This is a genomic window from Methylobacterium sp. 1973, assembly GCF_040545035.1.
GTDB lineage: Bacteria > Pseudomonadota > Alphaproteobacteria > Rhizobiales > Beijerinckiaceae > Methylobacterium > Methylobacterium fujisawaense.
In genome coordinates this window covers 56,390-82,595 of sequence record NZ_JBEPLA010000005.1, presented here as the reverse complement: position 1 = coordinate 82,595, position 26,206 = coordinate 56,390, and the positions used below count along the sequence as shown (strand labels likewise).

Sequence of the window (26,206 nt, the reverse complement as noted above, 5' to 3'; positions counted from 1 at the left end):
CGTATGCGGACCGCCTCCTACTTGGCGTAGGAGTAGGCCAAGGCGGCGGAGGAGACCGGTCCGGTGATGCCGCTGAAGACGGTGAGCACCTTCTGGACCTCGGTGAACGGCGCGTTCGACACGTAGACCAGATCGCGGTTGCGCATGCGGAACGCCTGGGAGACGAACAGGCTGTTGGGATCGCGCATGTCGATCCGGTAGACCACCGGCACCAGCGGCGTGCCGAGCAGCCGCGAGCTGGGGCTGAGGCGCCGCACGACGCTGGCCGGCTCGAACCGGAAGATGAACGTCCCAGCCGGGTCGGCGGCGAAGTCCGACAGGCCGCGCGCCTTGGCCAGCGCCTGGGCCAGGGTGATGCCGTCGGCCTGGAACGGTAGCTCGGTGCTGTTGCCCAGCGCGCCCACCGCGATGAAGGTCTGCGGGTCGCGCACCAGAGTGAGCACGTCGTTGGGCCGCAGGTAGATGTTCTCCTTGGGGTTCGACACCACCGTGGTCAGCGGCACGGTCGCGGTCACCGGGCCGCGCGAGAGCCGCACGAAGGTCTCGTTGACCGGCGCGCGGTTGCCGCCGGCGGCGGCGATGACGTCGAGGATGCGGTCGCCGTGGCCCGAGAGCGGCAGGCGGGCGCCGGCGGCGCCCTCGCCGGTGACGGTCACCGCCTGGCTGATCGGCCGGGTGACCGAGACCAGCACCTGCGGCTGGATGGCCTTGCCGGCGAGTTCGTTCTCGATGAGCGCCTGGACGTCCTGGGTGCGGCGGCCGGCGACCTTGATGCGGCCGGCATAGGGCACCGAGATGGCGCCGTCGCGCCCGACGGGCTGCTCGGGGATGAGGGCGGACTTGGAGCCCGCCGAGAAGCGGTCGGCCACCAGCGGCCCGGAGAACAGGCCGCCCGACCCGGCTTCCCAGATCGAGACCGAGACCATGTCGCCGACGCCGATCACCGGCTCCGAGGAGGGACGATGGTCGCCGAAGGAGGCGAGCAGACTGTCCAGCGGCCGGCCGCGCAGGGCCTCGACCACCGAGGGCGTGACGTCGATGATCTCGTAGCGGGCGATCAGGCCGCCGTCGGCGGTGGCCACCTCCGCCCCCGCCTGGATCGCGCTCGCCGTCGGACCCGCCGCAGGCAGGTACGTGCAGCCCGACATCGCCGTGACGGCGAGCAGGACAAGGGGAAGTTTGCGCATCCAGATGTTGCCCATCGGTATTGCCGAGCCCGTGCCTAGCCCATGGCGGCCCAGGTGTCCGTAGCGGGTGAGCCACACTCCAGCCGGCACGGCCAAGACTGCGAAGTCATCCTCGTTAAGCACAGCTTTTTCGGGGCATAGAGACGACGAATGCCGGGCGTTCGCCCGCGGTCGAAATATCGAGATACAAATCGGGACGTCATCAGCGGCCGCACATTGGTCGCTCCAGCCCAATGGCCAAAAATCCCGCGACCGATCGGCTCAATTTCCCTGCGTGACTGCCGCGGTGATGTCGCCGTAGACGACGCTGACGCGGGACACGTAGTACCGGATGCTGCCGACGGCGACGAGGAAGATCATGCCGCCGAGCAGGGCGTATTCCATTGCCGTGGATCCGTGGACGTCGCGGACGAACCGTACGGCCTCGGCACGAATCCGATCCGTCAAGCCGAACGCCGTCGGAATCCGCACCGCACGCCGTCCTGCTTCGCCGCCGCCCGGCTCATCCATGGTCGAACGTGCCTTCTTAGTCCCGCTGCCCGCGCGGCCTCACGCGCTGAATGGGGCATAACCTCTCGCCATTGCCGCCGGCTTAACGAGGTGTTCGAAACAGGCCACCTTGTCCATTCCGGCCGGGATACGCCGCCCGGACGTACACGGCGACGGGCGCGCCCCGGGCAAGCGCGCCCGGGGGAAACGCGCCCGGCTTGGCTCAGGCGTGGTCGGCCTTGTGGCGAAGATCGTCGATCCGCTTCGAGGCTTCGGCCTTGTCGAGGTCAGGATCGAACGCCGCCGGCTCCTTGGCCTCTTCCGAGAGCGTCTTCAGATAGGAGGCCTGCGCGCCGGTCATCGGCTCGCCGCCAGTCGTCCACTGATCCGGATCCTTGATCTGGTTCGACACGTCCTTCGGGTCGGTCTTGGGGTTCTCCGTAGCGTCCTGATGCGATCCGGTACCCCGGCCGGCCTTCGGTGTTGCCTTCGCGGTTGTGCTAGCCATGCGACTCATGTTCCCTAAATGTTCGGCGTCTGCGGGGTGAACGCGCCCGGCCGCGCCGCGGTTCCTGCGGGCGCCGCAGCCCGTTTGCATCCCCGGCGATCTTCCCTTCTGGAAACCCGCTCCTATTGATGTGAAGGGCAGCGCCCCGACGCGCCTCGGAGCCAGGGTGGTCCGGATGACGTCCCAATCGGAGCCGGCGCCGGATGCCGGAACGGCCGCCGCCGGTCAGGTGCTCGTTGTCATGGGCGTCTCGGGTTCCGGGAAGAGCACCGTGGCGGCGCTGATCGCCGAGACGCTTGGCTGGATCTTCGTGGACGGCGACAGCTTTCACACGCCGGAGCACGTGGCGAAGATGCATGCGGGCCTCGCCCTCGACGATGCGGATCGCGCGCCCTGGCTGGCCCGGATTGCGACTTGGATCCAGCAGCGCCTCGACGCTGGCGAGTCGGGCGTGGTGGCCTGTTCGGCCCTCCGCCGCGCGTACCGGGACGTTCTCACCCGCGGGAGCCAGCGGGTTCGCCTCGTCTATCTGGACGGCGACCGGACCCTGATCGCGCAGCGCCTCGCCGAGCGGCAGGGCCATTTCATGCCGCCGCGTCTCTTGGACAGCCAGTTCGCGGCCCTGGAGATTCCGGGGGCCGATGAACACCCGATCACGGTCGGCATCCGCGAATCGCCCGAGGCCATTGCCGACCGGGTGGTCGCGGAACTCGCGGCCGAAATGCGCCGGGATACCGTTGGGAAGTGAGCGGATGATTGCAGGATCCGGCAAGGCTTCGGGCATCGCCCTGGTGATCTCGGACGTCGATGGAACCCTGGTGACCGGCGACAAGCGCCTGACCGAGGCGACGGTCACGGCCGTCCGGCGGCTGAGAGCGGCCGGCATCGGCTTCAGCATCGCCTCGGCCCGGCCGCCGATCGGGCTGCGGAATCTGGTCGCCGAACTCGAGCTCGACCTGCCGATGGGGGCGTTCAACGGCGCGAGCGTCGTGCGGCCGGACCTCTCGACCATCGAGGAACGAACCATCCCCGAGGCGGCGGCCCGGTCGGCCCTCGACCGGCTGTTGGCCGAGGGACTGGACGTCTGGGTTTTCGCCGAGGGGGCGTGGTGGCTGCGCGACCCGGAGGGTCCCTATACCGACCTCGAACGCCGCACGATCGGCGCGGAGCCCCGCGTCGTCGCCGATCTCGGCCCACTCATGGGGAGCGCAGCCAAGATCGTCGGCGTCAGCCGCGACCACGCCCATCTGGCAGCCTGCGAAGCCCGGATCGGTTCGGCCCTGGCCGGTCAAGCCACCATCCACCGTTCGCAGAAATACTACCTCGACGTGACGCCACCCCATCTCGACAAGGGGCGATTCGTCACCTGGATGAGCGCGCATCTCGCCATCCCGCCGGAGCGGATCGCCACCTTCGGCGACGCCGGCAACGACCGTCCGATGTTCGCGCAAAGCGGATTCTCCGTGGCGATGGGCAATGCCGAAGCGGCGGTGAAGGCGGCTGCGCGCGCGGTCACCGACAGCAACGACGCGGACGGCTTCGCCCATGCGGTCGAGCGCTTCCTCCTTCCCTGACCGCCCGGCCGCCGCCCCGGGCATCCCTTTGGATCGCCGCGCCGCCGCGTGACGCGTCGCTGTGGCCCGCGGATCACAAACGCTCCCGACACCCCGGCCGCCCACAGGCTGCCGAACCGGGGCCGCTTTCCGGCCTCATTTCCCCGTGACCTAGCTTGACCACAGAACAAGCAGCACCGGGTCTCGGAATGCATCGCCTCATCCTGGCCGCCGTCCTCGCGGTCGTGCCCGCAGCCGCCTTCGGGCAGAGCGCGCACGACAATATCGACGCGTTGATCGAGCAGCAGGCCAAGGCGAACGGCGTGCCGGCAAGCTTCGTTCACGCCGTCGTCAAGCGCGAGAGCAACTACAATCCGCGGGCCAAGGGCGGCAGCGCCCTCGGCCTGATGCAGATCAAGCACGCGACTGCCCGCAGCCTCGGCTACACCGGCGATGCGGCCGGCCTGTACGATCCCGAAACCAACCTTCGCTACGGCGTGGCCTATCTTGCCGGCGCCTATCGGACCGCCAAGGGCAATCTCGGCCAAGCGTATCAATACTATAACCGCGGCTACTACTACGCAGCCAAGCGCCAGGGCATTTCCACGGAAGTCGCCGCGGTGGTGGCGCCCGTCGCGGCCTCGGCCAGCGCCCTGGCGAGCCTGTTCAGCGGCGGCGCCGCCGAGACCCGGAACACCGCGGCGGCCTCAGCCCTGGCCTACGCGCCCACCGCGGCCGCAGTGGCGGAGGTCCCGACCGAGGCCGTCGAGGTGCCGCTGCCGCCGCGTCGACCGGCCGCCCTGGCCGGCACCACGATCGAGCTCGCCAGCCTGTCCCTAGATCCCGCCGCGGCTTCAGCCGCGAATTCTGCGGCGACTCCGGCCGCCGCGCAGGCGGCGGCGGTTCCGTCCGTGGAGGTGCCGCTGCCGCCGCGTCGACCCGCGGGTCTCGGGAGCGCCCTGGCGGCGACGGAGGCCGCGCCGGCGCAGATCGCGGAACTCCGGCTCTCGCCACAGGCCACGGCCGCATCCGCTCCGATGTCCCCGGCCGCCGCTTCGGCACCGGCCAACGAGGCGGCGGTCGAGGCGATCGAGGTGCCGCTGCCGCCGCGTCGCCCGTCCCTGCAGATGCTCGCCGCCGCCACGCCGCGCCGCGCCCCGGTCGCGGCCCCCGTGCGCGAGGCCACCGCTCTCCCGGTCGAGTAGCTCCGCCATTCCGGAGCGGCCGCGCGTCGGGGAACCCGGTGCGGATCGGCCCTCTGCCCACACAAGGATCATGCCCAAGGCTTGACCATCGCACCGTTCCGCAACACATAGGCGCCACGCCAGCAACGTGGTTGGATCGGCACGGACCGAAGCCGCAAAACAGCGGCCGTGCGCGCATGGCGCGCGACGGATCTCAGGGCAGGAACGCCGGTTCAGGCGCGCGAGGTCGGGCATTCTATCGCCCGACGGTACGGTAGGGCGCGATCGATCTCGAAGCGGCAGGCATGCAGGGCACCGACCCTGCTCTCAAGCTGGCAGGAAAGCGAACGGCGCCATGAGCGGCGTGGTGGAACAGGAATCACTTTTTCTCACAGACCTCGGGCGCCGCGTCAGGCACGCGCGCACCGTGCGCGGTCTGTCGCGCAAGGTTCTGTCACAGACCTCCGGCCTGTCCGAGCGCTACATCGCGCAGCTGGAAGGCGGCCAGGGCAACGTCTCCATCATCCTGCTCCGGCGGGTGGCCAACGCCATGGGTGTGCGACTGGACGACCTGATCACCGGCAATGACGGGCTGCCCGATTGGCCGGTGGTGCGCGACCTGCTCGCCCAGGCCAGCCCGGCCCAGATCGCCGCCGCCAAGGACGCCCTGTCCGGCGGTAGCCGACCGGAATCGAGCAACCGCCCGCGGGTAGCGCTGATCGGCCTGCGCGGCGCCGGCAAATCGACCCTTGGCAAGCTCGCGGCCGAGCGCCTGGGCTGGACCTTCGTCGAACTCAATGCCGAGATCGAACGGGAGAACGCCCTCTCGGTCCAGGAGATCTTCGCGATCTACGGCCAGGAGGGCTACCGCCGGCTGGAGCAGGCGGCCTTGCGTCGCCTCACCGAGCATCCCGGGCCGCTGATTCTGGCCACGAGCGGCGGGATCGTTGCGGAGCCGTTGACCTACGACCTTCTGCTGCAAGCCTTCTACACGATCTGGCTGCGCGCGCGGCCGGAGGAGCACATGAGCCGGGTCCGCGAACAGGGGCACCTCGCCACGACGGGCGACCATGCCTCTGCGATGCAGGAGCTGCGGGCCGTCCTGGCGAGCCGCGAGCCGCTCTACGCCCGGGCACCCGCCACGGTGGACACCTCCAACATCCCGGTCCAGACGATGCTGGACCGCCTGACGGCAGCCATCGAGGCGCGGTTCGGCCAAGCTGCGCCGCTGGCGGACTGACCGTCGCTCGTTCGCTGACAGCCATGCAGCCAATGCGGCTTTCGGGTCGCGCCGGCCCTTGATCGCGGCGGTGCAGCGCACCACGCTAGGTCCGAACGCGCGGCCCAGCGATGGCCCGGCCCGTTTCCGCCCCGGACAGCGCCCCCTTCCGCTCGATCGGGCGACGGGTCCGCCGCCGCAGGCATGACCGACAGCGAATCCGAAGTTCCGGACATGAGCATCCGCCTATGAGCGCCAGTCCTGCCTTCACGCACCAGTCGCACGACCTCACGCACCTCGACCCGGTCTGGTCGCGGCTGCGCGCAGAGGCGGAGGATGTCCTGCGCACCGAGCCGCAGCTCGCCTCCTTCATCGTGGCGACGATCCTGAACCACACCACGCTGGAGGGCGCGGTCTCCCACCGGGTCGCCGCCCGGCTGGGGCATCCGTCGCTGCCGGCAGAACTCGTCGCCCACGCCTTCCATGAGGCGATCACGGTGGATCCGGACATCGGGCAGGCCTTCCGCGCCGATATCGGCGCGGTGATCGACCGGGATCCGGCGACACTCCGGGCGCTGGAACCGGTCCTCTACTTCAAGGGGTTCCACGCGCTCCAGGCTTACCGCCTCGCCCATCATGTCTGGAACCGCGGCCGGCGCGACCTCGCTCTCTACCTCCAGAGCCGGGTCTCGGAGGTGTTCCAGTGCGACATCCATCCGGCGGCGCGGATCGGGCGGGGCGTCTTCCTCGACCACGCCACGGGGCTTGTGGTCGGCTCGACCGCGGTGATCGAGGACGACGTGTCGATCCTCCACGCCGTGACGCTGGGCGGCACCGGCAAGCAGCGCGGCGACCGCCACCCCAAGATCCGCCGCGGCGTGATGATCGGCGCCGGCGCCAAGATCCTGGGCAATATCGAGGTCGGCGCCTGCGCCCGGGTGGCGGCCGGCTCGGTCGTGCTGAGACCGGTACCGCCCAACACCACGGTGGTCGGCGTGCCGGCGCGGGTGGTCGGCACCGCAGGCTGCGACGATCCCGCCCGGGCGATGGACCAGTTCGTCGCCTTGGACCAGTTCATCCACTTGGGCGACGGGATCTGAACCGCAACGCCGTCGCGCTTGCCGCTCCGCCCGAGGCGTGGCAAGCCCTCGGCCCATTCGCGGCGCCAGCGCCGCCAGGGGAGATCGATCAGCGTGACCAAAGCCGAGACCGCGAAGCTTCAGGACTATCTGCGCCGCAAGTTCGCGAACAACAACATCCGCCTCACGGCGATGAAGACCGGCGACTCCGCCGAGGTATTCATCGGCGAGGAATCGATCGGCGTGATCGCCGACGACAAGGAGGATGGCGACGATTCCTTCGTCTTCCGGATGGCAATCCTCGACATCGATCTTGAGGAAGAGGCCTAGCCGACGACGCGGCTGACCCCGCATCCCCGGTGGGGCTGCGCCAGCCCACACCTGTGCATGGATTAACCCTACCCAACACTCGTGCTTAACAAGCGGTAAACGGCATGAGTACAGTGCGCGCAACCTGTATCAGGAGCGCGAATAATGGTCCTCACGCCCGCCGCCATCGAGTCGATCCGGACCCTGTGCATCGGACTGGCACTGTCCGGCTTGATCGCCAGCGCCTTCGAGCTGTTCGCAGCACGGCGGGCGAGCTTCAGTCTGCTGGAGCGGGGCGGCCTCCCGGCAGTGGCCGCCCTGCCGATGCTGGCCTTTTCGGCGCCGTTCATCATCCTGCGCAACACGGTGCGCGGCCGGCGGATCGAGGGCCGGCCGATGCCGTTCGTGATGCTGGCGACCATCGTCGCGTGCGGCTGGAGCCTGCTCTCGGGCCGGGTCGCCCTTGACCTCGCCGCGATGCTGGTCGGCGTCTGACCAGATTCAGGGCTCGGCGGTGGCCACCTGTGCGGTGCCGTCCTTGCCCTCGAGGGAGACCCAGGCCGGCCCGTCCTGACCGGCCTGCTTGATGAAGCTGTAGCCGGTACGCCGCCAGGAGCGGATCGCGTCGGTCTTGTTGTCGAGAATGAAGTCGCCGCGATCGGTGCGAACCGTGAGCACCGCGTGGCCTTCGTTGGTCTCGTCGATGACCACGGTCATCAGCAGGGCACGCCGCGGCAGGCCGCGCTCCACCAGCATCCGCCGTTTCAGCAACTGGTAATCCTCGCAGTCACCGAAGCCGTCATCGGGAAAATCCCAGCGATCCACGACGCCCCAATGGGCCTGATCGGTGATGGGCTTGATGCGGGCGTTCACTCGACGGTTGACGCTCTGCAGGGTCCGCCACACCGCCATGGTGAGCGGGATCGCGTTGGGCTCGGCAATGTCGACCACGCACTCCTGGGGCGTCCGCGCGCAGAAATCCGTCCAGCCCGCGATGGCGCGCACCGACCCAGCCTGTTCGACGGCGGTCACCTGATCCGGAAGAACGAGCCGGGCATGGGCGTGGGTCGTCGCGCCGCCCATCGTGAGGATCGCGCCCACCAGCGCGAAGCTCGCGGCTTGGCGCGCCCGGCGCACCGCATGAGCCCAGCCCCGCCATTGCAGGGCGCCGAACACCTGACACGAGATTCCGCCATCCGCGTGCCGCATGGCCCAAGCCCCCGCCGCCCGATGATGACGGAAGGGTGACACGACCACGTGCGACGCACAATGGGTCAGGGCGAGACGGATAACGCGCGTCGAGCCCTATCGGTTCCGATTTAAGAGATGTTTTCATCCGCAGGGCTGACCCGAAACACATGCACGGAGCGAATAGCCGCTCTGCGCCCCCTCCGAGGGTCTTGATTCAGGTCAGTTTTGCCGGCTTCTCAGGGATGCTCACGCGCAGGATTCGCGGCGGGCCCTATCGAATTGCAAGAAGCCAGCCAGCCCGTCGCGGACGGGACTGCGCCTGAGGAAAGGACCCGCAATGCAGCCCGCCATCCAGCAGGTGATCAGAGCGCTCGCCGAGGATGGTCGGGCCGGCGCGATCAATATCGCGGAGCACGCGGTGGATTCCTATCTCGCCGATGCGCCGAGCGAGGGCGACAGGGCGCTGTCGCGGGACATCCTGGTGCGGGATCTCGCCAGCCTTCGCGGCGTCGCCCCCCATCTCGCTGCCTTCATCGGCCGGGTCGAGGCCTATGTGGCGAGCCTTGCCCAGCCGTCGCTGAGCCGGGCGGCCTGAGACGGATCAGCGGTTGGCGGTGGTGACCGGGGAGGTGACGCCGCCGAGCGAGACCCAGGCGACGGCGTCCTGGCTCTCGCGCTTGATGAACACGTAGCCGGTCTTGTGCCAGGGCAGGATCGCGTTGGTCTTGTTGTCGAGCACCAGGTCGCCCCGGTCGGTGATCAGGGTGAGCACCGCGTGGCCTTCGCCCTTCTCGTCGATCACCACGGTCATGCGCATCGCCCGCCGCGGCAGGCCGGCCTGGGCCAGCAGATGGCGCTTGAGCAGCTGGAAGTCCTCGCAGTCGCCGATGCCGTCCTCGGCCAGATCCCACCGGTCGGCCACGTGCAGGTGGTCCTGATCGGTCATCGGCTCGACCGCCTTGTTGACCCGCCGGTTCACCGACACGATCGTCGCCCAGGTCGCGGGCGTCAGGCTGATCCGGGCCGGTTCGCCCCGGTCGAGCGCGCATTCGGCCGCGTAGTTCTGGCAAAAGGTCACCCAGGCCGCGATCGGCTTGGCGTCGCCCAGCACCCGGGCATTGTCTTCCGTCGGCAGGCTCGCAAGCGTCTGCGCCTGGGCCGTGGCGGCGAGGCCGAGCAGCGTCGCTGCTCCGACCAGCATCCCCCGAACCGTCTTGAGAAGCCCCGCGCCCATCGAACCCGTCCCCGTTGTTGAGAACAGGATTGCGCCGCAGAGCCTCCGCGCCGCTGAAGCGGATGCGCGCAATTTTATCGATCGGCCGGCGCGGGCCGGATGACATGCGGCAGCGTCGACGGGAGACTTGAGAAGCCTTGTAAATCGCGGGCTTCGGTTTGGGGAAACGGAAACCTTGAGGGTTTGTCACCCGCCAACATGCAGTCTTGGCGGGGCGCCATCGTCGTTGCGAGCGGAGCCCGGCAATTCCCTGGCGCCCCATCGGCCGGCGTCGCGCTGCCCCGGATCGCTTCGCTGGCGTGCGACGACGGCGTGGACGCGGTCAGCCCGCGGTCTGGTCGAGCTTGCGCTCCGCCTCACCCTTCAGTTCCGGGAAGTCCGCCTGCGTGTAGGCCCGGCCCCGGTGCGGATCCTCGGTGATACCCTCGTGCTCCAGGCGGCGCAGTTGCACCCGCCGGATCTTGCCCGAGATCGTCTTGGGCAGGTCGGTGACGAATTCGAGGCCGCGCAGGCGCTTGAACGTCGCGAGCCGGGCATTGGTGAAGCGGAAGATGTCGAGCGCCGTCTCCGGCCCAGGCGTGGCCCCCGCCACCAGGGACACGTAGGCTTTCGGGATGGTGTGGCGCATCGGATCGGGCACCGGCACCACCGCCGCCTCGGCCACGGCCGGATGCTCGATCAGCACGCTCTCCAGTTCGAAGGGGCTGATCCGGTAGCCCGACGACTTGAACACGTCGTCGGCACGTCCCACGAAGGTGTAACAGCCCTGATCGTCCACGAAGGCGACATCGCCGGTATGGTAGAGATCGCCGTCGGCTCCCGACAGATGGCCCTGGCCGTCGTCGTAACCCTGCATCAGGCCCGCGGGCCGGTACGCGCCGAGTTCCAGGCAGACCTCGCCCTCTGAGGCCGGCTGTCCGTCGAGGTCGAGGACGCGCACCCGGTAGCCCGGCAGCGGCCGACCCAGGGCGCCCGGCACCACCGGCTGCCCCGGCGTGTTGGCCATGAGCGCCGTGGTCTCGGTCTGGCCGTAGCCGTCGCGGATCGTGAGGCCCCAGGCGCTCTTCACCCGCTCGATCACTTCGGGATTCAGGGGCTCGCCCGCCGCGCAGACCTCGCGCAGGGCGAGCCGCTTCCCGGTCAGATCCTCCTGGATGATCATCCGCCACACGGTCGGCGGCGCGCACAGCGTGGTGGCACCGGTGCGTTCCAGCTGCGCCAGCAGGGCGGCGGCGTTGAACGGCGCTTGATTGATCACCAGGATCGTCGCGCCGGCATTCCAGGGCGCGAAGAACGAGGACCAGGCGTGCTTCGCCCAGCCCGGCGAGGAGACGTTGCAATGCACGTCGCCGGGCTGGAGCCCGAGCCAGTACATCGTCGAGAGCGCTCCCACCGGGTAGGAACGGTGGCTGTGACGGACCAGCTTCGGCTTCGCCGTCGTGCCGGAGGTGAAGTAGAGGAGCATCGGGTCGTCGGCCCCGGTTGGCCCGTCCGGCGCGAAGGTCTCCGGGGCCCCGAACGCGTCGTCGTAGGCCGCCCAGCCCTCCGTCGCAGCCCCGGTGACGAGGCGGATGGCGCCGCCCGTGTCGAGGCCGGCGAACCGCGCGATCTGCTCCGGCCCGGCCACGATCGCCCGCGGGCGCCCGCGGGCGAGGCGGTCGGCCAGCTCGTCGGCGGTGAGCAGCGTGGTCGCCGGGATGACAACGGCGCCGAGCTTCATCGCCGCCAGCATGGTCTCCCACAGGGCCGGCACGTTGCCCAGCAGCAGGAGCAGGTGGTCGCCGCGCTTCAGGCCGAGCTGCCGCAGGTGGTTGGCCACCTGGTTGGAGCGGCGGGCGATCTCCCCGAAGGTGAGGCTCTGCTCGGCCCCGCTGCCGGCCTCGACGATCCGCAGGGCGGCCCGGTCGCGGCTCTCGGGACCGGCGAGGACGGCATCGAACCAGTCGAGCGCCCAGTTGAACGGCACCGGATCCGGCCACGCGAAAGCCGAGACGGCAGCGCCATAATCGGTGCGATGGGCCAGCAGAAGGTCGCGGGCCTCCCGGAAGCTCGGCATGGTCGTTCCCCTCCCCGTCTTGTGGTCTTGGCGCCCCGACCCCATCGGCCGGGGCGGGCTGCGCTCAGGTATTCTCGAACCGAGGCGGCCGCTTCTCCACGAAGGCGGCCATGCCCTCCTTCTGGTCCTTGGTGGCGAACATGGCATGGAAGACCCGCCGCTCGAAGCGGATGCCCTCGGTCAGCGTAGTCTCGTAGGCGCGGTTGACCGCCTCCTTGGTCATCATGGCGATCGGCAGCGACATCGCCGCGATGGTCGCGGCCGCCGTCATGGCCTCGTCGAGGAGCCGGTCGGCGGCGATCACCCGCGAGACGAGGCCCGAACGCTCCGCCTCGGCGGCGTCCATCATCCGGCCGGTCAGGCACATCTCCATGGCCTTGGCCTTGCCGACGAAGCGGGTGAGCCGCTGGCTGCCGCCGATCCCCGGCATCACCCCGAGCTTGATCTCGGGCTGACCGAACTGTGCGGTGTCGGCGGCCAGAATGATGTCACACATCATGGCGAGCTCGCAGCCACCGCCCAGCGCGTACCCCGCCACCGCGGCGATGATCGGCTTGCGCACGGCGATGAAGCGGTCCCAGTCGGCGAACCGGTCGCCCGCGTACATCTCCGCGTAGGTGGCGTGCTGCATCTCCTTGATGTCGGCCCCGGCCGCGAAGGCCTTGGCCGAACCGGTGATGACGATGCAGCCGATATTCGGATCCGCATCGGCCTCGGTGGCCGCCCGGATCACCTCGCCGGTGAGTTGTGCGTTGATGGCGTTCAGCGCCTTCGGCCGGTTGAGGGTGATCAGAAGGACGCGCCCGCGCGTCTCCGTCAGGATCGTCTCGTACGCGTCGCTCACGACTCGCCTCCCTGCCCGCGGAGCATATTGATGATCGCGGAAAAGTCCTCTCCCCCGTGACCGGCGCCCTCGAACAATCCGTAGACCTGCGCGGCCTCTGCGCCGAGGGGTGTCGCGGCGCCGGAGGCCAGGGCGGCGGCCTGGGCGAGACGGAGATCCTTGAGCATCAGCGCCGCCGCGAAGCCCGGTTTGTAGCCGTTGTTGGCCGGCGAGGTCGGCACCGGGCCCGGAACCGGGCAGTAGGTGGTCAGCGACCAGCACTGGCCCGAGGAGACCGAGGCCACGTCGTAGAGCGCCTGGTGCGACAGGCCGAGCTTCTCGCCGAGCGCGAAAGCCTCGCTGACGCCAATCATCGAGATGCCGAGGATCATGTTGTTGCAGATCTTGGCCGCCTGCCCGGCGCCGGCATCGCCGCAATGGAACACGTTCTTGCCCATGGCCTTGAGCAGAGGCTCGGCCTTCGCGAAGGCGGCCTCGGCGCCGCCGGCCATGAAAGTCAGCGTCCCGGCCTTGGCGCCGCCGGTCCCGCCGGAGACCGGCGCGTCCACCGACAGGCAGCCCCGCGCCTCCGCGAGGGCGTGGGCCTTGCGGGCGCTCTCGACGTCGACGGTGGAGGAATCGATCAGCAGCGTGCCGGCCGGCAGCGCCGCGGCGAGCTGCGTCCAGACCTCGACCACGTGCCGTCCGGCGGGCAGCATGGTGATGACCACGTCCGCGCCCTCGGCCGCCGCCAGGGCCGAGCCCGCAACGGTAATCCCCTCGGCGCGGGCGGCCTCCAGCGAGGCCGGGACAAGGTCGAAGCCGCGCACCGTATGGCCCGCCTTCACGAGGTTGGCCGCCATGGGGCCTCCCATGTTGCCGAGACCGATGAACCCGATGGTCTGTGCCATCCCGCCCTCCCTGAATTGTTTATCGCCTGTCCCACCCTCGCCCTCATCCTGAGGTGCCCGCGTCAGCGGGCCTCGAAGGAGGGCTCCAGAACACGCCGCGATCCCTGGAGCCCTCCTTCGAGGCCTCCGCTGCGCTCCGGCGCCTCAGGATGAGGGGATGAGTGGGTGAAGACGAAGCCTCATCACACCGCCCCAATGCGCGATTCTGGAAAGACCGGCGCCGCCCGCTTCTCCAGCCAGCGGGCGATCCGGGCCGGATCGACCGCGTCGAGGCTCGGCGGGTTCCAGCGCGGGGTCTTGTCCTTGTCGATCACGGCGGCGCGGATGCCCTCGCGGAAATCGCCCTCGTCCAGCACCGCCAGGGACGCGTGGAACTCGCGTTCCAGGCAGGCCTCCAGGCTCGGCGCGCCGCGCCCGAGGCGCAGCAGGCAGAGCGTCAGGACGAGGCTCGACGGCGATTTCGTCAGCAGGATGTCGCGGGTCGCCGCCGCGAAATCCGAGCCGTCGGCCGCCAGCGCCGCCAGGATCTCGTCGACCATGTCGAAGGCGAAGCAGTGGTCGATCATGCTCCGGTGTGCGGCCAGGGGCGCCGGATCCGGTTCCCGGGCGAGACGCCCGATCAGGTCCCGCACGCCCGCGTCGCCGGCATCCGGCGCCAGGGCCGAGAGCGCGTCGAGGAGATCGGGAAGGGCCCGGGACGGCACCATCGCGTCGGCCAACCCGCACAGGATCGCGTCGGCGGCACCGACCGGCTCGCCGGTCAGGCCGAGATAGGTGCCGAGCTCGCCGGGCGCGCGGGGCAGGAGCCACGTGCCGCCGACATCCGGCAGATAGCCGATCCCGGTCTCCGGCATGGCGATGCGCGAGCGCTCGGTGACGATCCGGTGGGCGGCATGACCCGACAGGCCGACCCCGCCGCCCATGGTGATGCCGTCCATCACCGCCACGAAGGGCTTCTCGTACTGGGCGATGCGGGCGTCGAGGCGGTACTCGTCCCGCCAGAAGGATTCGGCGAAGGCCGTGCCGTCGCTCTCGTAGAGGCCGCGCAGGTCGCCGCCGGCGCACAGCCCCCGCTCCCCCTCCCCGGTGAGCAGCACCGCCGCGATGCCGGGATCGGCGGAGAACTCATCGAGGGCCCGATCGATCGTGCCGACCATGCCGTGGGTCAGGGCGTTCAGGGCCTTCGGGCGGTCGAGGCGCAGGCGCCCCAGGGCGCCGACCCGCTCGACGATCACGTCGGTCATCGGCGGTCTCCGGTCAGCGCGCGGGCGATGATCACCCGCATGATCTCGTTGGTGCCTTCGAGGATCTGGTGCACGCGCAGATCCCGGACGATCTTCTCCACCCCGTACTCGGCGAGGTAGCCGTAGCCGCCGTGGAGCTGGAGCGCGTCGTTCGCCACCGCGAAGGCCGCGTCGGTGACGTGGCGCTTGGCCATGGCGCAGAGCTGGGTGGCGGCGGGATCCTTGGCGTCGAGGGCGGAGGCCGCGTGGCGCAGGAAGGTGCGCGAGACCTCCAGGCTGGTCGCCATGTCGGCAAGCCGGAACTGCAGGGCCTGGAAATCGGTGAGCTTCGCCCCGAAGGCGCGCCGGTCGCCCATATAGGCGAGCGCCTTGTCGAGGGCCGCCTGGGCGCCCCCGAGGGAGCAGGCGGCGATGTTGAGCCGCCCGCCGTCGAGGCCGCTCATGGCGATGCGGAACCCCTGGCCCTCGGCGCCCAGGCGGTTGGCCACCGGCACGCGGCAGCCGTCGAAGCGTACGGCGCGGGTCGGCTGGGCGTTCCAGCCCATCTTGCGCTCGTCGGCGCCGAAGGAGAGGCCGGGCGTCCCCTTCTCCACCACGATGGCCGAGATGCCCGAAGGGCCGGCCTCGCCGGTGCGGACCATGCAGACGTAGAGGTCGCTGGCACCGGCCCCCGAGATGAACTGCTTCTCGCCGGTGAGGACGTAATGGTCGCCGTCGCGCTCGGCGCGGGTGCGGAGCGCCGCCGCGTCGGAGCCCGAGCCCGGCTCGGTGAGGCAGTAGCTGGCGATCCGCTCCATCCCCATCAGGGATGGGATCCAGCGCCGGCGCTGGTCATCGTCGCCGTAGGCGTCGATCATCCAGGCGCACATGTTGTGGATCGACAGGAACGCCGCCACGGTCGGGCAGCCGGTGCTGAGCGCCTCGAAGATCAGGGTCGCGTCGAGGCGGGAGAGGCCGGAGCCGCCGAGATCCTCGCGAACGTAGATCCCCGCCATGCCGAGGGCGGCGGCCGCCCGCAAGGTCTCGACCGGAAAGGTCTTGTCGCGGTCCCAGTCGAGGGCGTGGGGGGCGATGTGCTCGGCCGCGAAGCCCTGTGCCATCTCGCGGATCGCGATCCGGTCCTCGTCCAGCCCGAAACTCATTGGGCACTTCCTCTCGTTCGCCACCCAACTGCACGGGGCTCGCACATCCACCGCCACGATGCGCGACGTGCCCCCTCTCCCGTGCGGGAGAGGGTTGGAGTGAGGAATCAGGTCTTTCCGGAGAGTCCCCGCCCCTCACCCTGTCCCTCTCCCGCACGGGAGAGGGACCCGCGCCCCATCCTTGGACCGTCGCGGCCTACCGCATCGTCGGGATCGAGAATTCCGCCCCGCTCTTGATGCCGCTCGGCCAGCGCTGCGTCACGGTCTTGGTCTTCGTATAGAAGCGGATCGAGTCCGGCCCGTGCTGGTTCAGGTCGCCGAAGCCCGAGCGCTTCCAGCCGCCGAAGGTGTGGTAGGCGATCGGGACCGGGATCGGCACGTTGACGCCGACCATGCCGACGTTCACCCGGGCGGTGAAGTCCCGGGCCGCGTCGCCGTCCTGGGTGAAGATCGCGACGCCGTTGCCGTACTGGTGGGTCGAGGGCAGGGCCAGCGCCTCCTCGTAATCCTTCGCCCGCACGACCGAGAGCACCGGGCCGAAGATCTCCTCCTTGTAGATGGTCATGTCGGGGGTCACGCGGTCGAACAGCGAGCCGCCCATGTAGAAGCCGTTCTCGTAGCCCTGGAGCTTGAAGCCGCGGCCGTCGACCACGAGCTCGGCGCCCTCGGAGACGCCCTGGTCGATGTAGCCCGCGACCTTCCGGACCGCCTCGGCGGTGACCAGGGGGCCGTAATCGGCCGAGCCGTCATGCGACGGGCCGATCTTGAGCGACTCGACCCGCGGGATCAGCTTCTCCATCAGCCGGTCGGCAGTCTTCTCGCCCACCGGCACCGCCACCGAGATCGCCATGCAGCGCTCGCCGGCCGAGCCGTAGCCGGCGCCGATCAGCGCGTCGACCGCCTGGCCCATGTCGGCGTCCGGCATGATGATCATGTGGTTCTTGGCGCCGCCGAAGCACTGCGCACGCTTCCCCGTCTCGGCGGCGCGCACGTAGATGTATTCGGCGATGTGCGACGAGCCGACGAAGCCCACCGCCTTGATGTCCTCATCATCCAGGATCGCGTCGACCGCTTCCTTGTCGCCGTTGACGACGTTGAGGATGCCGGGCGGCAGGCCCGCCTCCAGGAAGATCTCGGCGATGCGGATCGGCACGCTCGGGTCGCGCTCGGACGGCTTCAGGATGAAGGCGTTGCCGCAGGCGATCGCCGGAGCGCATTTCCACAGCGGGATCATGGCCGGGAAGTTGAACGGCGTGATGCCGGCGACCACGCCCAGCGGCTGGCGCAGGGAGTAGACGTCGATGCCGGGCCCGGCGCCCTCCGTGTACTCGCCCTTGAGCAGGTGCGGGATCCCGCAGGCGAACTCCACCACCTCGACGCCGCGCTGGATGTCGCCCTTGGCGTCCGGCACGGTCTTGCCGTGCTCGGAGGCGAGAAGCTCAGCCAGGGAATCGTTCTCGGCGCGGATCAGCTCCAGGAAGCGCATCATCACCCGGGCGCGCTTCTGCGGGTTGGTGGCCGCCCAGGCCGGCTGGGCCGCCGCCGCGTTCTCGACGGCGGCGCGCATCTCGGCCTTGCTGGCCAGCGCCACCTTGGCCTGGACCTCGCCGGTCGAGGGATGGAACACGTCGGCGAACCGCCCGCTCTCGCCGCCGACAGCCCGGCCGCCGATGAAGTGCCCGATCGTGCGCATGCGCGCCTCCCTGTGATGATGCGTTTGATTTTGATGCACCCTAACAGGATCCCTTGAGCGATAAAGCCGGATGCGCTTACAGCCGTCGTGCATCGATGCACAGCGGGAGTGCGGCCATGGCCAGGACGGGGCCCAACTGGGACGACCTGCGCTTCTTCCTCGCGGTGGCGCGGACCGGGACCCTGAGCGCCGCCGGAGCACGCACCGGCACCGAGCACACCACGGTCGGCCGGCGGATCCGCGCCCTGGAGGAGGGTCTCGGCGCCCGCCTGTTCCATCGCAGCAATCTCGGCTACGCGCTCACCGAGGACGGGGCGAACCTGCTGGGCGTCGCCGAGGCCATGGAGAGCGCGTTCCTGTCGGCGAGCGCCGCCACGGGGGCGGCCCAGGCGGTCTCCGGCACGGTGCGGATCGGCGCGCCGGACGGCTTCGGCAGCGTGTTCCTCGCCCCCCGGATGCACCGGCTCACCGCCCGCCATCCGGGGCTGGAGGTGGAGATCATGGCCACCGCCCGGATCTTCAGCCTGTCCAAGCGCGAGGCCGACATCGTGATCAGCCTCTCCGGCCCGCAGCAGGCCCGGGTGGTGGCACGCCGGCTCACCGATTACCGGCTGTTCGTCTACGCGGCCGAATCCTACCGCGCGGCCGCGCCGCCGATCGCCGAACTCGCGGACCTGCCGGCCCATCCGTTCGTCGGCTACATCGAAGACATGCTGTTCACCCGCGAGTTGAACTACCTCGGGGCGCTCGGCCCCGCGGTCTCGGCGCGGCTGCGCTCGACCAACCTCCTGGCCCAGGTCCACGCGACGCTCGGCGGAGCCGGCCTGTGCATCCTGCCTGCCTTCATCGCGGCGGCGCATCCCGGCCTCGTGCCGGTGCTGCCGGAGGCGGTCTCGCTGACGCGCTCGTTCCACATGCACATCCACGAGGACCACCGGAAGGCGGCCCATATCCGCGCCGTGGCGGGGTTCATCGCCGGAGAGGTGAAGGCCGCGGGGGCGCTGTTCGCCGGGCCGGCGGTGTAAGCCGGGACGGTTTCGCGGAATCCGCCGGCGCCGTAAGATCGGCCGGCTCCGGCAGGTCAGGTCACGCGCCGGGTGGAAGGATCAAGAGATGGTCGCCTCGATCGCCCTGCCCCGGCTGATGCGCGTCGGCGCCGGCGCCTCGCGGCTCCTGCCGGAGGTGCTCGGCCAGCTCGGCCTGTCGCGGCCCTTCGTGGTCACCGACCCCTACCTCGCTGGCAGCGGACGCACCGACACGCTGCTGGAACGGCTGACCAGGGCGGGCGCCAAGGCGACGATCTTCTCCGAGACCGTGCCGGACCCGACCGTCGCCTCCGTGGAGGCGGCGCTCGCCGCCCTGCAGGCGGGCGACTTCGACTGCGTGGTCGGCTTCGGCGGCGGCAGCCCGATGGACACCGCCAAGGCGGTGGCGGTGCTCGCCCGCCACGGCGGCCACATGCGCGACTACAAGGCGCCCCGTCAGCAGGACGAGCCCGGCCTGCCGATCGTGGCGATCCCCACCACCGCGGGCACCGGCTCGGAGGCCACCCGCTTCACCATCGTGACCGACGAGGCCTCCGACGAGAAGATGCTGTGCATCGGACTCGCCTACCTGCCGGTGGCGGCGCTGGTGGATTACGAGCTGACGCTCACCAAGCCCAAGCGGCTCACGGCGGATACCGGCATCGACGCGCTGACCCATGCCATCGAGGCCTACGTCTCGCGCAAGGCGAACATGTTCTCGGACGGGCTGGCACTTCAGGCGATGGGCCTGATCGCCCCGAACCTGCGGCGGGTCTGGACCGATCCGGGCGATCGGGCGGCCCGGGAGGCGATGATGCTCGGGGCCACCCAGGCGGGCATCGCCTTCTCGAACGCCTCGGTGGCGCTGGTCCACGGCATGAGCCGGCCGATCGGGGCACATTTCCACGTGGCCCACGGGCTCTCGAACGCGATGCTGCTGCCGGCGGTCACGGCCTTCTCGGCCCCGGCCGCCATCGACCGCTACGCGGCCTGCGCCCGCGCCATGAAGATCGCCGGGCCGGACACCGACGACCGGTCCGCGGTCTCGGCCCTGGTGTCGGAACTGGAGGCGCTCAACGACGACCTCGACGTGCCGGGGCCGCAGGAATACGGGATCGACCCGGCCCGCTGGGAGGCGCTGCTTCCCACCATGGCGGCCCAGGCGCTGGCCTCCGGCTCCCCGGCCAACAACCCGCTGGAGCCCAGCGCCGACGAGATCGTGGCGCTGTACCGGCGCGTCTGGGCGGGGTGAGAGGGTTCGTTGCGAGCGCCAAGGCGGCGCGAGGCCGGTGATCCGAGCGCCGCCTTGGCGCTCGGATCGGCTCGCACAGCGCGGTGTTCGACGAGTCCTAAACCCTACTTCGCCGCCGTCAGCGGGCAGCCGCTCTCGGCCGGGGACGCGAAGGCCTCCTTGCCGGGGATCGTGGCGAGCTGCCGGTAGAGATCCCACGGGCCCTTCGACTCGGCCGGCTTCTTGACCTCGAACAGGTACATGTCGTGCACCATGCGGCCGTTCGGCTGGACGATCCCGCCATGGGCGAAGACGTCGTCCACCGGCAGCGCCTTGAGCTTGGCGTTGACCGCATCCGTCTCGTCGGTGCCGGCCGCCTTGACGGCCTTCAGGTAGGACAGGACCGCCGAGTAGGTGCCGGCCTGGATCATGTTGGGCATCCGGCCGGTGCGCTTCATGTAGCGCTGGCCGAAGGCCCGGGTCTCGTCGTTGGCGTCCCAGTACCAGCCCTCGGTGAGCGTCAGGCCCTGCGCGACCTTCAGGCCGAGCCCGTGCACCTCTGAGAGGGTGAACAGCAGGGCCGCGAGCTTCTGGCCGCCTTCGACGATGCCGTATTCCGCGGCCTGCTTGATCGCGTTCGAAGTGTCGAGCCCTGCATTGGCGAGCCCGATCACCTTGGCCCTCGAGCCCTGCGCCTGGAGCAGGAAGGACGAGAAGTCCTGGTTCGAGAGCGGGTGCCGGACGCTGCCCAGCACCTTGCCGCCGTTGGCGAGCACCACCTTGCTGGTGTCAGCCTCCAGCGCCGAGCCGAAGGCGTAGTCGGCGGTGAGGAAGAACCACGTGTCGCCGCCCGCCCGGGTCAGCGCGCCGCCGGTGCCCACCGCCAGCGCCCGCGTGTCGAAGGCCCAGTGATAGCCGTAGGGCGTGCAGGCCTTGCCGGTGAGGTCGCTGGTGGCCGCTCCGGTGGTGATGGTGATCTTCTTCTTTTCCCTGGACAGGCCCTGGACCGCCAGCGCCACCGATGACGTGGTCAGCTCCATGATCGCGTCGACATTGTCGCGGTCGTACCATTGCCGGGCGATCGCCGAGGCGATGTCGGGCTTGTTCTGGTGGTCGGACGAGAGGATCTCGATCGGCACGCTGCCGATCTTGCCGCCCATGTCCTCCACCGCCATGCGGGCGGCCTCGACCGAGCCCTGACCGCCATACTCCGCGTAGAGGCCGGATTGGTCGTTGAGGATGCCGATCCGGACCGCATTGTCCGAGAAGGTCCCCTGCGCGGCCGCCGGAACGGAGCCGAGTGCGGTCCCCGCGAGGGCAGCCGCCAAAACCGCGCTGCCGAATGTCCTGATCATGTTTCCCCCCGGTTCGCCCGAGCGCCCGCTTCTGAGGCGGTTCCGGTGGCACGATAGGTCACGAAGCGGTGATGCACCACGGCCGAGTTCGGGCGGATGCTGAAGGATCCTGCGGATTGTGACGCGCTTCTCGGGCGCCCCGTTTCCGGACCGGCGACAACGCCAGAGGTTATAATACCTTAACCATAATTACACGAATCCCCGCGCAGGTTCGGGTCATGGACGGCAATTCGGCCGTCTCCGGCGCGTGGCGATGCGATGAACCCAGCCCGTTTCGCCGTCCTCGGTATCGCCCTCGCGGCGGGAACCGGGGCGGCCTTCCTGATGAGCGGCGGCGATCCGCCACCGCCGCCTCCGCCGCCGAAGGCCGAGGCGCCGCCGCAACCGATGACCGACGTGCTCGTGGCCGCCATCGACATGCCCATGGGTCAGGTTCTCCGGGCCGCGGATCTGCGCTGGCAACCCTGGCCGGACAGCGCCGTGACGGCGGGCTACGTGACCCGCAAGATCAACCCCAAGGCGCTCGAGGAGACCGTGGGCGCCTCGGTGCGCGCAGGCTTCCTGGCGGGCGAGCCGATCCGCGCGCAGAAGCTCGTGCGCCCGGAGAGCGGATTCATGGCGGCGATCCTGCCGGCCGGCATGCGCGCCGTCGCCATCGTCACCGACAGCCGCGGCACCAACTCGGCCGGCGGCTTCATCCTCCCGAACGACCGCGTCGACGTGATCCGCACGTTCCGCGACGAGTCCAATTCGCGGGCCAACAACAGCGACGTGCAGCTCTCCCAGACGATCCTGACCGACATCCGCGTCCTCGCGATCGGGCAGCTGGTCCAGGAGAAGAACGGCACCAACGTGGTGACCGGCGAGACCGCGACGCTGGCCGTCACGCCCGCGCAGGCCGAGACCCTGGCGCTGGCCCAGAAGGTCGGCGCCCTCACCCTTTCGCTGCGCAGCCTCGCCGATGCCGGGCGGCCGCCCGAAGCCACGCCGCTGGCCGATGCGTCCGTGGCGCAGATGCCCGAACCCGCCTTGACCGTGGTGCGCTTCGGCGTCGCGCGGCAGCAGACGCCGTGATCGCCATGACCGCTCCGTCCCCCCACCCGCGCCCGATGAGCCGCCCCGCCGGCCGCGCGGCCGGCGCCCTCGCCCTGCTGGCCGTCCTGTCCGGACCGGCCCCTGCGCAGGACCGCCAGACCTTCGGTCCCGCGCCGATCCTGACGGTCGGCGCCGCGGAATCCGCCTCGACCCGGCGGGTCGAGCTGACCGCCGGCCGCTCCGTGATCGTCGACCTGCCGCGGGACGCCAAGGAGGTGTTCGTGGCCAACCCCGCCGTGGCCAACGCCGTGGTTCGCTCGACCCGCAAGGTCTTCGTGATCGGCATGGCCGACGGCGCGACCTCGATCTTCATCATGGATGCCGAGGGCCGCCAGATCGCCGCCCTCGACGTGTCGGTGGCGCGGGATCTCAACCTCGGGACCCTGCGCGAGTTGCTCGGCCAGAGCATCCCGGGCGGGCGCTTCGACGTGCGCTCCTCGGGGGCCTCGGTGCTGCTCTCGGGGTCGGTGAATTCCTCCGCGGACGCGCAGCAGGCGATCGACATCGCCAATGCGTTCGTGGGGCTGGGCGGCGGGGGCGCGGCGGGGGCCGCGGGGGCACCGAGCGGCGGTGTCACCGCGGGCGCGCGCGGCGCCGTGATCAACAACCTCACGATCCGCAACAAGGACCAGGTGATGCTCCGCGTCACCGTGGTGGAGGTGTCGCGCAACGTCCTGAAGCAGTTCGGGATCAACATGACCGGCAACTGGTCGGCGCTGAACCCGCTCGGTTCCGCGACGTCACCGGCGCTGATCAACAACCTGCCGTTCCCGATCAACCCATCGGCTCCGAGCGGCAACCAGATCCAGGCCTCGATCCAGTCGGGCGGCTTCTCGCTCCAGGCAACCCTGAAGGCCTTCGAGCAGGCGGGCGTCTCGCGGATCCTGGCCGAGCCGACGCTCACCGCCATCTCCGGGGAGGCCGCGAAGTTCCTGGCCGGCGGCGAGTTCCCGGTGCCATCCTCGGCCGCCTGCACGGTGGGCGGCGTGTGCACCCCCGGCATCACCTACAAGCCCTACGGCGTCGCCCTGTCGTTCACGCCGGTGGTGCTCGCCGACAACCGCATCTCGATCCGCGTCGCAACGGACGTGACCGAGATCGATCCACAGCAGAACTTCACCTACGTCGTCGGGAACAACTCGGTCGCGGTGCCGGGCACCCGGGTGCGGCGCTCCGAGACCACCGTCGAGCTGCCCTCGGGCGGCGTGATGATGACCGCCGGCCTGATCCAGCAGGTGAACAAGCAGGCGATCTCCGGCCTGCCCGGCCTGATCAATCTTCCGATCCTCGGCGCGCTGTTCCGCTCCCGCGACTACCAGCGCCAGGAGACGGAGCTGATGATCATGTGCACCCCCTACATCGCCCGGACGATGGAACCGAAGCAGGTGAGCCGGCCGGACGACAACTTCGTCGATTCCACCGACGGCCAGGCGGTGCTGCTCGGCCAGATCAACCGGCTCTACGGCAAGGTCGCCTCCCCCGGGGCGGCCGCCGCGCCGCCGCTCGGACGCACCTATCGCGGCCGCGTCGGCTTCATCGTCGAGTAGCGCCCCGCGTCACCGCCGCGCCCCAGGATCGGAACCATGACCGGACGTCCCCCGCCCACCCTGCCGCGCCGCGCCGCGAGCCTGCTCGCCGCCTGCGCGCTGGGCGCCCTCGCGGCGGCCTGCAAGAGCGATCCCGCCACCACCGGCGGGATCGACGTGACGGATTACCGCGCACGCCACCCGATCGTCCTGACGGACGGGGCCCGCAACCTCGACGTGTTCCCCACCGGCGTGGGGCATCTGGATCCGCGCCAGGCGGCCGATGTCGATGCCTTCATGCTCGAATACCGCCGGTACGGCCGCGGCGCCCTGCTGATGGAGGTTCCGCAGGGCGTCCCGCCCAACCAAGTGGCCGCCGTCCAGCGGACCGCCTCGGTGCTCGGCCGGTTCGGGACGCAGAACGGCATCGGCGTCCGCGAGATCACCGTCACCGGCTACGTGGTCACCGCCCCGACCCTCGCCGCGCCGATCCGGCTGAGCTTCCAGCGCATGCAGGCCAAGGTGTCCGACGCCTGCGGCCTCTGGCCTCAGGATCTCGGGACCCGAAGCTTCGCCTACGATTACAGCAACCAGCCGAGCTGGAACCTGGGCTGCGCCACGCAGTCCAACGTCGCCGCCCAGGTCGCAGATCCGGTCGACCTCGTGCGCGGCCGCCCCGAGGGTCGGATCGATACGGTCAAGCGCGTCCGGGACATCGGGCAATTGCGGGACGGCAAGGATCCGTCAACCACATGGCGGCAAGATGGGCAGACCGCCGTGAAGTCCCAAGTCACCAACTGAGACAGCCGGCGTTGGGACGGGCAGCCCCGCCGCTCCCCGACGCCGCGCCCCGAACGCGAACCCGAAAGCGCCGTCATGGCAGACCTGTCCGAGACGAGCGAGCGCACGATCGCCCCGGTGCCCCGGATCACCATCCAGGCATTCTGCGAGACCGGCGAGACCGCCGCGATGATCGAGGGCGCAGCCCTCGACCGGCGCATGCAGAAGGCGCAGGTCAAGGTCCGGATGGGCGGCGGCGCCGCCGCGATCGAGGCCTATCGGCACGCGCCGACGCCCAACGTCATCATCATCGAGATCCAAGGCGCGCGCTCGAAGCCGATCGAGTGCCTCGATGCCCTGGCCGAGGTCTGCGACGAGGGCACCCGCGTCGTTGTGATCGGCCACCTCAACGACGTGATGCTCTACCGGCAGTTGATCCAGCGCGGGGTGTCCGACTACCTCATGGTGCCGGTCGAGCCCCTGACGCTGATCGCGGCGATCTCCGACCTGTTCACGGCCCCGGGCGTCAAGCCGGTGGGACGGACCGTGGCGGTCTACGGCGTGAAAGGCGGCATCGGCGCCTCCACGGTGGCGCACAATTTCGCGTGGTCGGTTGCCCGGAACCAAGGCGTCCAGACGGTGATCGCCGATCTCGACATCGCCTTCGGCACCGCCTCGCTGAACTTCAACCAAGATCCGCCGCAGGGCATCGCCGAAGCGGTCTTCGCCCCCGAGCGGCTGGATTCCGCCCTGGTGGAGCGGCTGCTGTCCAAGTGCAGCGACAACCTGAGCCTGCTCTCGGCGCCGGCGAGCCTCGACCGGACCATCGACCTGTCCGAGCCGGCCTTCGACGCGCTGATCGAGCACATGCGGGCGAGCGTACCCTGCGTGGTCCTGGACATCCCGCATCAGTGGAACGCGTGGTCGAAGCGCATCCTGACCGCGGCCGACGAGATCCTGATCGTGGCCGGTCCCGATCTCGCCTGCCTGCGCAACGCCAAGAACCTTCTCGGCGCGCTGAAGCACGGGCGCCCGAACGACCAGCCGCCCCGCGTCCTGCTGAACGGCGTCGGCGTACCGAAGCGGCCCGAGATCGGCACAGCCGAGTTCGCCAAGGCCTTGGAGACCCCGGTCGCCCTGTCGATTCCGTTCGAGCCGACGCTGTTCGGCACCGCCGCCAATAACGGCCAGATGATCGCCGAGATCCAGGCCGGATCGAAGGTGGCGGAGCTGTTCAACGATCTGGCCGCCATGACTCTCGGGCGTCCGGAGAGCCGGCGGGGACGTCCGAGCCTGCTCGAGCCGCTGCTCGCCAAGCTCGCCGGCCGCAAGGCATCCTGATGCGGATACGATCCTTCGTCCCACGGGCTCC

General features: G+C 70.0%; 26 protein-coding genes. 14 read left to right on the top strand and 12 right to left on the bottom strand.

The genetic code is table 11. From position 1 onward, the window contains the following. Positions 1–17: 17 nt before the first annotated feature. The 3 genes from ABIC70_RS11660 to ABIC70_RS11650 form a co-directional block, all read right to left on the bottom strand. Entirely contained in the window at positions 18–1,187 is a 1,170-nt protein-coding gene (locus tag ABIC70_RS11660; protein ID WP_043761414.1) for a polysaccharide biosynthesis/export family protein, read from the bottom strand. 261 nt (positions 1,188–1,448) lie between these two features. Continuing rightward, complete coding sequence (locus ABIC70_RS11655) at positions 1,449–1,697, bottom strand: Flp family type IVb pilin (RefSeq protein ID WP_053608421.1); 249 nt, start codon at positions 1,695–1,697, stop codon at positions 1,449–1,451. A gap of 202 nt (positions 1,698–1,899) precedes the next feature. Then, complete coding sequence (locus tag ABIC70_RS11650; RefSeq protein ID WP_354439764.1) at positions 1,900–2,184, bottom strand: DUF3072 domain-containing protein; 285 nt, start codon at positions 2,182–2,184, stop codon at positions 1,900–1,902. 175 nt (positions 2,185–2,359) lie between these two features. Between ABIC70_RS11650 and ABIC70_RS11645 the strand changes: the two genes are divergently transcribed. The 7 genes from ABIC70_RS11645 (at position 2,360) to ABIC70_RS11615 (ending at position 8,023) form a co-directional block, all read left to right on the top strand. Then, positions 2,360–2,932 carry a gluconokinase gene (locus ABIC70_RS11645; protein ID WP_051044788.1) on the top strand — a complete coding sequence of 191 codons (573 nt, stop codon included), beginning with the start codon at positions 2,360–2,362 and terminating at the stop codon, positions 2,930–2,932. Between the two features lie 4 nt (positions 2,933–2,936). Continuing rightward, positions 2,937–3,758, top strand: a complete 822-nt coding sequence (locus tag ABIC70_RS11640) for a Cof-type HAD-IIB family hydrolase (RefSeq protein WP_354439763.1) — start codon at positions 2,937–2,939, stop codon at positions 3,756–3,758. A gap of 188 nt (positions 3,759–3,946) precedes the next feature. Then, positions 3,947–4,942 (top strand): lytic transglycosylase domain-containing protein, encoded by a 996-nt coding sequence (locus tag ABIC70_RS11635; protein ID WP_354439762.1) that lies wholly within the window; start codon positions 3,947–3,949, stop codon positions 4,940–4,942. A 232-nt stretch (positions 4,943–5,174) separates the two neighbouring features. After that, on the top strand, positions 5,175–6,161 hold the full coding sequence (locus ABIC70_RS11630) for a helix-turn-helix transcriptional regulator (RefSeq protein ID WP_391526971.1): 987 nt from the start codon (positions 5,175–5,177) through the stop codon (positions 6,159–6,161). Between the two features lie 227 nt (positions 6,162–6,388). Beyond that, the gene (gene cysE, locus ABIC70_RS11625; protein WP_043388169.1) at positions 6,389–7,240 is read left to right on the top strand and encodes a serine O-acetyltransferase; all 852 of its coding nucleotides are present in this window, start codon (positions 6,389–6,391) and stop codon (positions 7,238–7,240) included. Positions 7,241–7,333: 93 nt separating this feature from the next. After that, the gene (locus ABIC70_RS11620; protein WP_007565940.1) at positions 7,334–7,549 is read left to right on the top strand and encodes a DUF3126 family protein; all 216 of its coding nucleotides are present in this window, start codon (positions 7,334–7,336) and stop codon (positions 7,547–7,549) included. 144 nt (positions 7,550–7,693) lie between these two features. Then, positions 7,694–8,023 (top strand): DUF6949 family protein, encoded by a 330-nt coding sequence (locus tag ABIC70_RS11615; protein ID WP_043358025.1) that lies wholly within the window; start codon positions 7,694–7,696, stop codon positions 8,021–8,023. 6 nt (positions 8,024–8,029) lie between these two features. Here the strand turns inward: ABIC70_RS11615 and ABIC70_RS11610 are convergent, their stop codons facing one another. Beyond that, entirely contained in the window at positions 8,030–8,737 is a 708-nt protein-coding gene (locus ABIC70_RS11610; protein WP_051976324.1) for a transglutaminase-like cysteine peptidase, read from the bottom strand. 319 nt (positions 8,738–9,056) lie between these two features. Between ABIC70_RS11610 and ABIC70_RS11605 the strand changes: the two genes are divergently transcribed. Further along, positions 9,057–9,314: a hypothetical protein gene (locus ABIC70_RS11605; RefSeq protein WP_043358027.1), complete on the top strand. Its 258-nt coding sequence runs from the start codon at positions 9,057–9,059 to the stop codon at positions 9,312–9,314. Positions 9,315–9,320: 6 nt separating this feature from the next. On the opposite strand, the gene ABIC70_RS11600 is transcribed toward ABIC70_RS11605, so the two are convergent. The 7 genes from ABIC70_RS11600 to ABIC70_RS11570 form a co-directional block, all read right to left on the bottom strand. Beyond that, a complete protein-coding gene (locus ABIC70_RS11600) occupies positions 9,321–9,953 on the bottom strand; it encodes a transglutaminase-like cysteine peptidase (protein ID WP_043356110.1) in 633 nt (210 codons plus the stop codon). Between the two features lie 322 nt (positions 9,954–10,275). Beyond that, positions 10,276–12,009 (bottom strand): AMP-binding protein, encoded by a 1,734-nt coding sequence (locus ABIC70_RS11595; protein ID WP_278305980.1) that lies wholly within the window; start codon positions 12,007–12,009, stop codon positions 10,276–10,278. A gap of 64 nt (positions 12,010–12,073) precedes the next feature. Then, the gene (locus ABIC70_RS11590) at positions 12,074–12,853 is read right to left on the bottom strand and encodes an enoyl-CoA hydratase (protein ID WP_043347510.1); all 780 of its coding nucleotides are present in this window, start codon (positions 12,851–12,853) and stop codon (positions 12,074–12,076) included. After that, a complete protein-coding gene (gene mmsB, locus ABIC70_RS11585) occupies positions 12,850–13,743 on the bottom strand; it encodes a 3-hydroxyisobutyrate dehydrogenase (protein WP_278305981.1) in 894 nt (297 codons plus the stop codon). Before mmsB ends, ABIC70_RS11590 begins: the two co-directional genes overlap by 4 nt. Before the next feature lie 182 nt (positions 13,744–13,925). Beyond that, positions 13,926–14,987, bottom strand: a complete 1,062-nt coding sequence (locus ABIC70_RS11580; protein WP_354439761.1) for an enoyl-CoA hydratase/isomerase family protein — start codon at positions 14,985–14,987, stop codon at positions 13,926–13,928. Further along, on the bottom strand, positions 14,984–16,129 hold the full coding sequence (locus ABIC70_RS11575; RefSeq protein WP_043347504.1) for an isobutyryl-CoA dehydrogenase: 1,146 nt from the start codon (positions 16,127–16,129) through the stop codon (positions 14,984–14,986). Before ABIC70_RS11575 ends, ABIC70_RS11580 begins: the two co-directional genes overlap by 4 nt. A 196-nt stretch (positions 16,130–16,325) precedes the next feature. Further along, positions 16,326–17,822, bottom strand: coding sequence for a CoA-acylating methylmalonate-semialdehyde dehydrogenase (locus ABIC70_RS11570; RefSeq protein ID WP_043385717.1), 1,497 nt, complete (start codon positions 17,820–17,822; stop codon positions 16,326–16,328). Between the two features lie 116 nt (positions 17,823–17,938). On the opposite strand from ABIC70_RS11570, the gene ABIC70_RS11565 reads away from it, so the two are divergent. Next, positions 17,939–18,847, top strand: coding sequence for a LysR family transcriptional regulator (locus ABIC70_RS11565; protein ID WP_274926762.1), 909 nt, complete (start codon positions 17,939–17,941; stop codon positions 18,845–18,847). Positions 18,848–18,935: 88 nt separating this feature from the next. Beyond that, positions 18,936–20,099, top strand: coding sequence for an iron-containing alcohol dehydrogenase (locus ABIC70_RS11560; protein ID WP_179697174.1), 1,164 nt, complete (start codon positions 18,936–18,938; stop codon positions 20,097–20,099). A gap of 104 nt (positions 20,100–20,203) precedes the next feature. On the opposite strand, the gene ABIC70_RS11555 is transcribed toward ABIC70_RS11560, so the two are convergent. Next, complete coding sequence (locus ABIC70_RS11555) at positions 20,204–21,433, bottom strand: ABC transporter substrate-binding protein (RefSeq protein ID WP_354439760.1); 1,230 nt, start codon at positions 21,431–21,433, stop codon at positions 20,204–20,206. A gap of 258 nt (positions 21,434–21,691) precedes the next feature. Here ABIC70_RS11555 and cpaB point away from each other — a divergent pair, with 258 nt between their 5' ends. From cpaB to ABIC70_RS11535, 4 genes are all read left to right on the top strand, one after another. Then, positions 21,692–22,507, top strand: coding sequence for a Flp pilus assembly protein CpaB (gene cpaB, locus ABIC70_RS11550; protein ID WP_043349290.1), 816 nt, complete (start codon positions 21,692–21,694; stop codon positions 22,505–22,507). A 5-nt stretch (positions 22,508–22,512) separates the two neighbouring features. Next, complete coding sequence (locus tag ABIC70_RS11545) at positions 22,513–24,075, top strand: type II and III secretion system protein family protein (RefSeq protein ID WP_420845322.1); 1,563 nt, start codon at positions 22,513–22,515, stop codon at positions 24,073–24,075. 36 nt (positions 24,076–24,111) lie between these two features. Then, the gene (locus tag ABIC70_RS11540; protein WP_051044735.1) at positions 24,112–24,855 is read left to right on the top strand and encodes a CpaD family pilus assembly protein; all 744 of its coding nucleotides are present in this window, start codon (positions 24,112–24,114) and stop codon (positions 24,853–24,855) included. 75 nt (positions 24,856–24,930) lie between these two features. Beyond that, on the top strand, positions 24,931–26,175 hold the full coding sequence (locus ABIC70_RS11535) for a CpaE/TadZ family protein (RefSeq protein ID WP_043349286.1): 1,245 nt from the start codon (positions 24,931–24,933) through the stop codon (positions 26,173–26,175). Positions 26,176–26,206 lie beyond the last annotated feature (31 nt).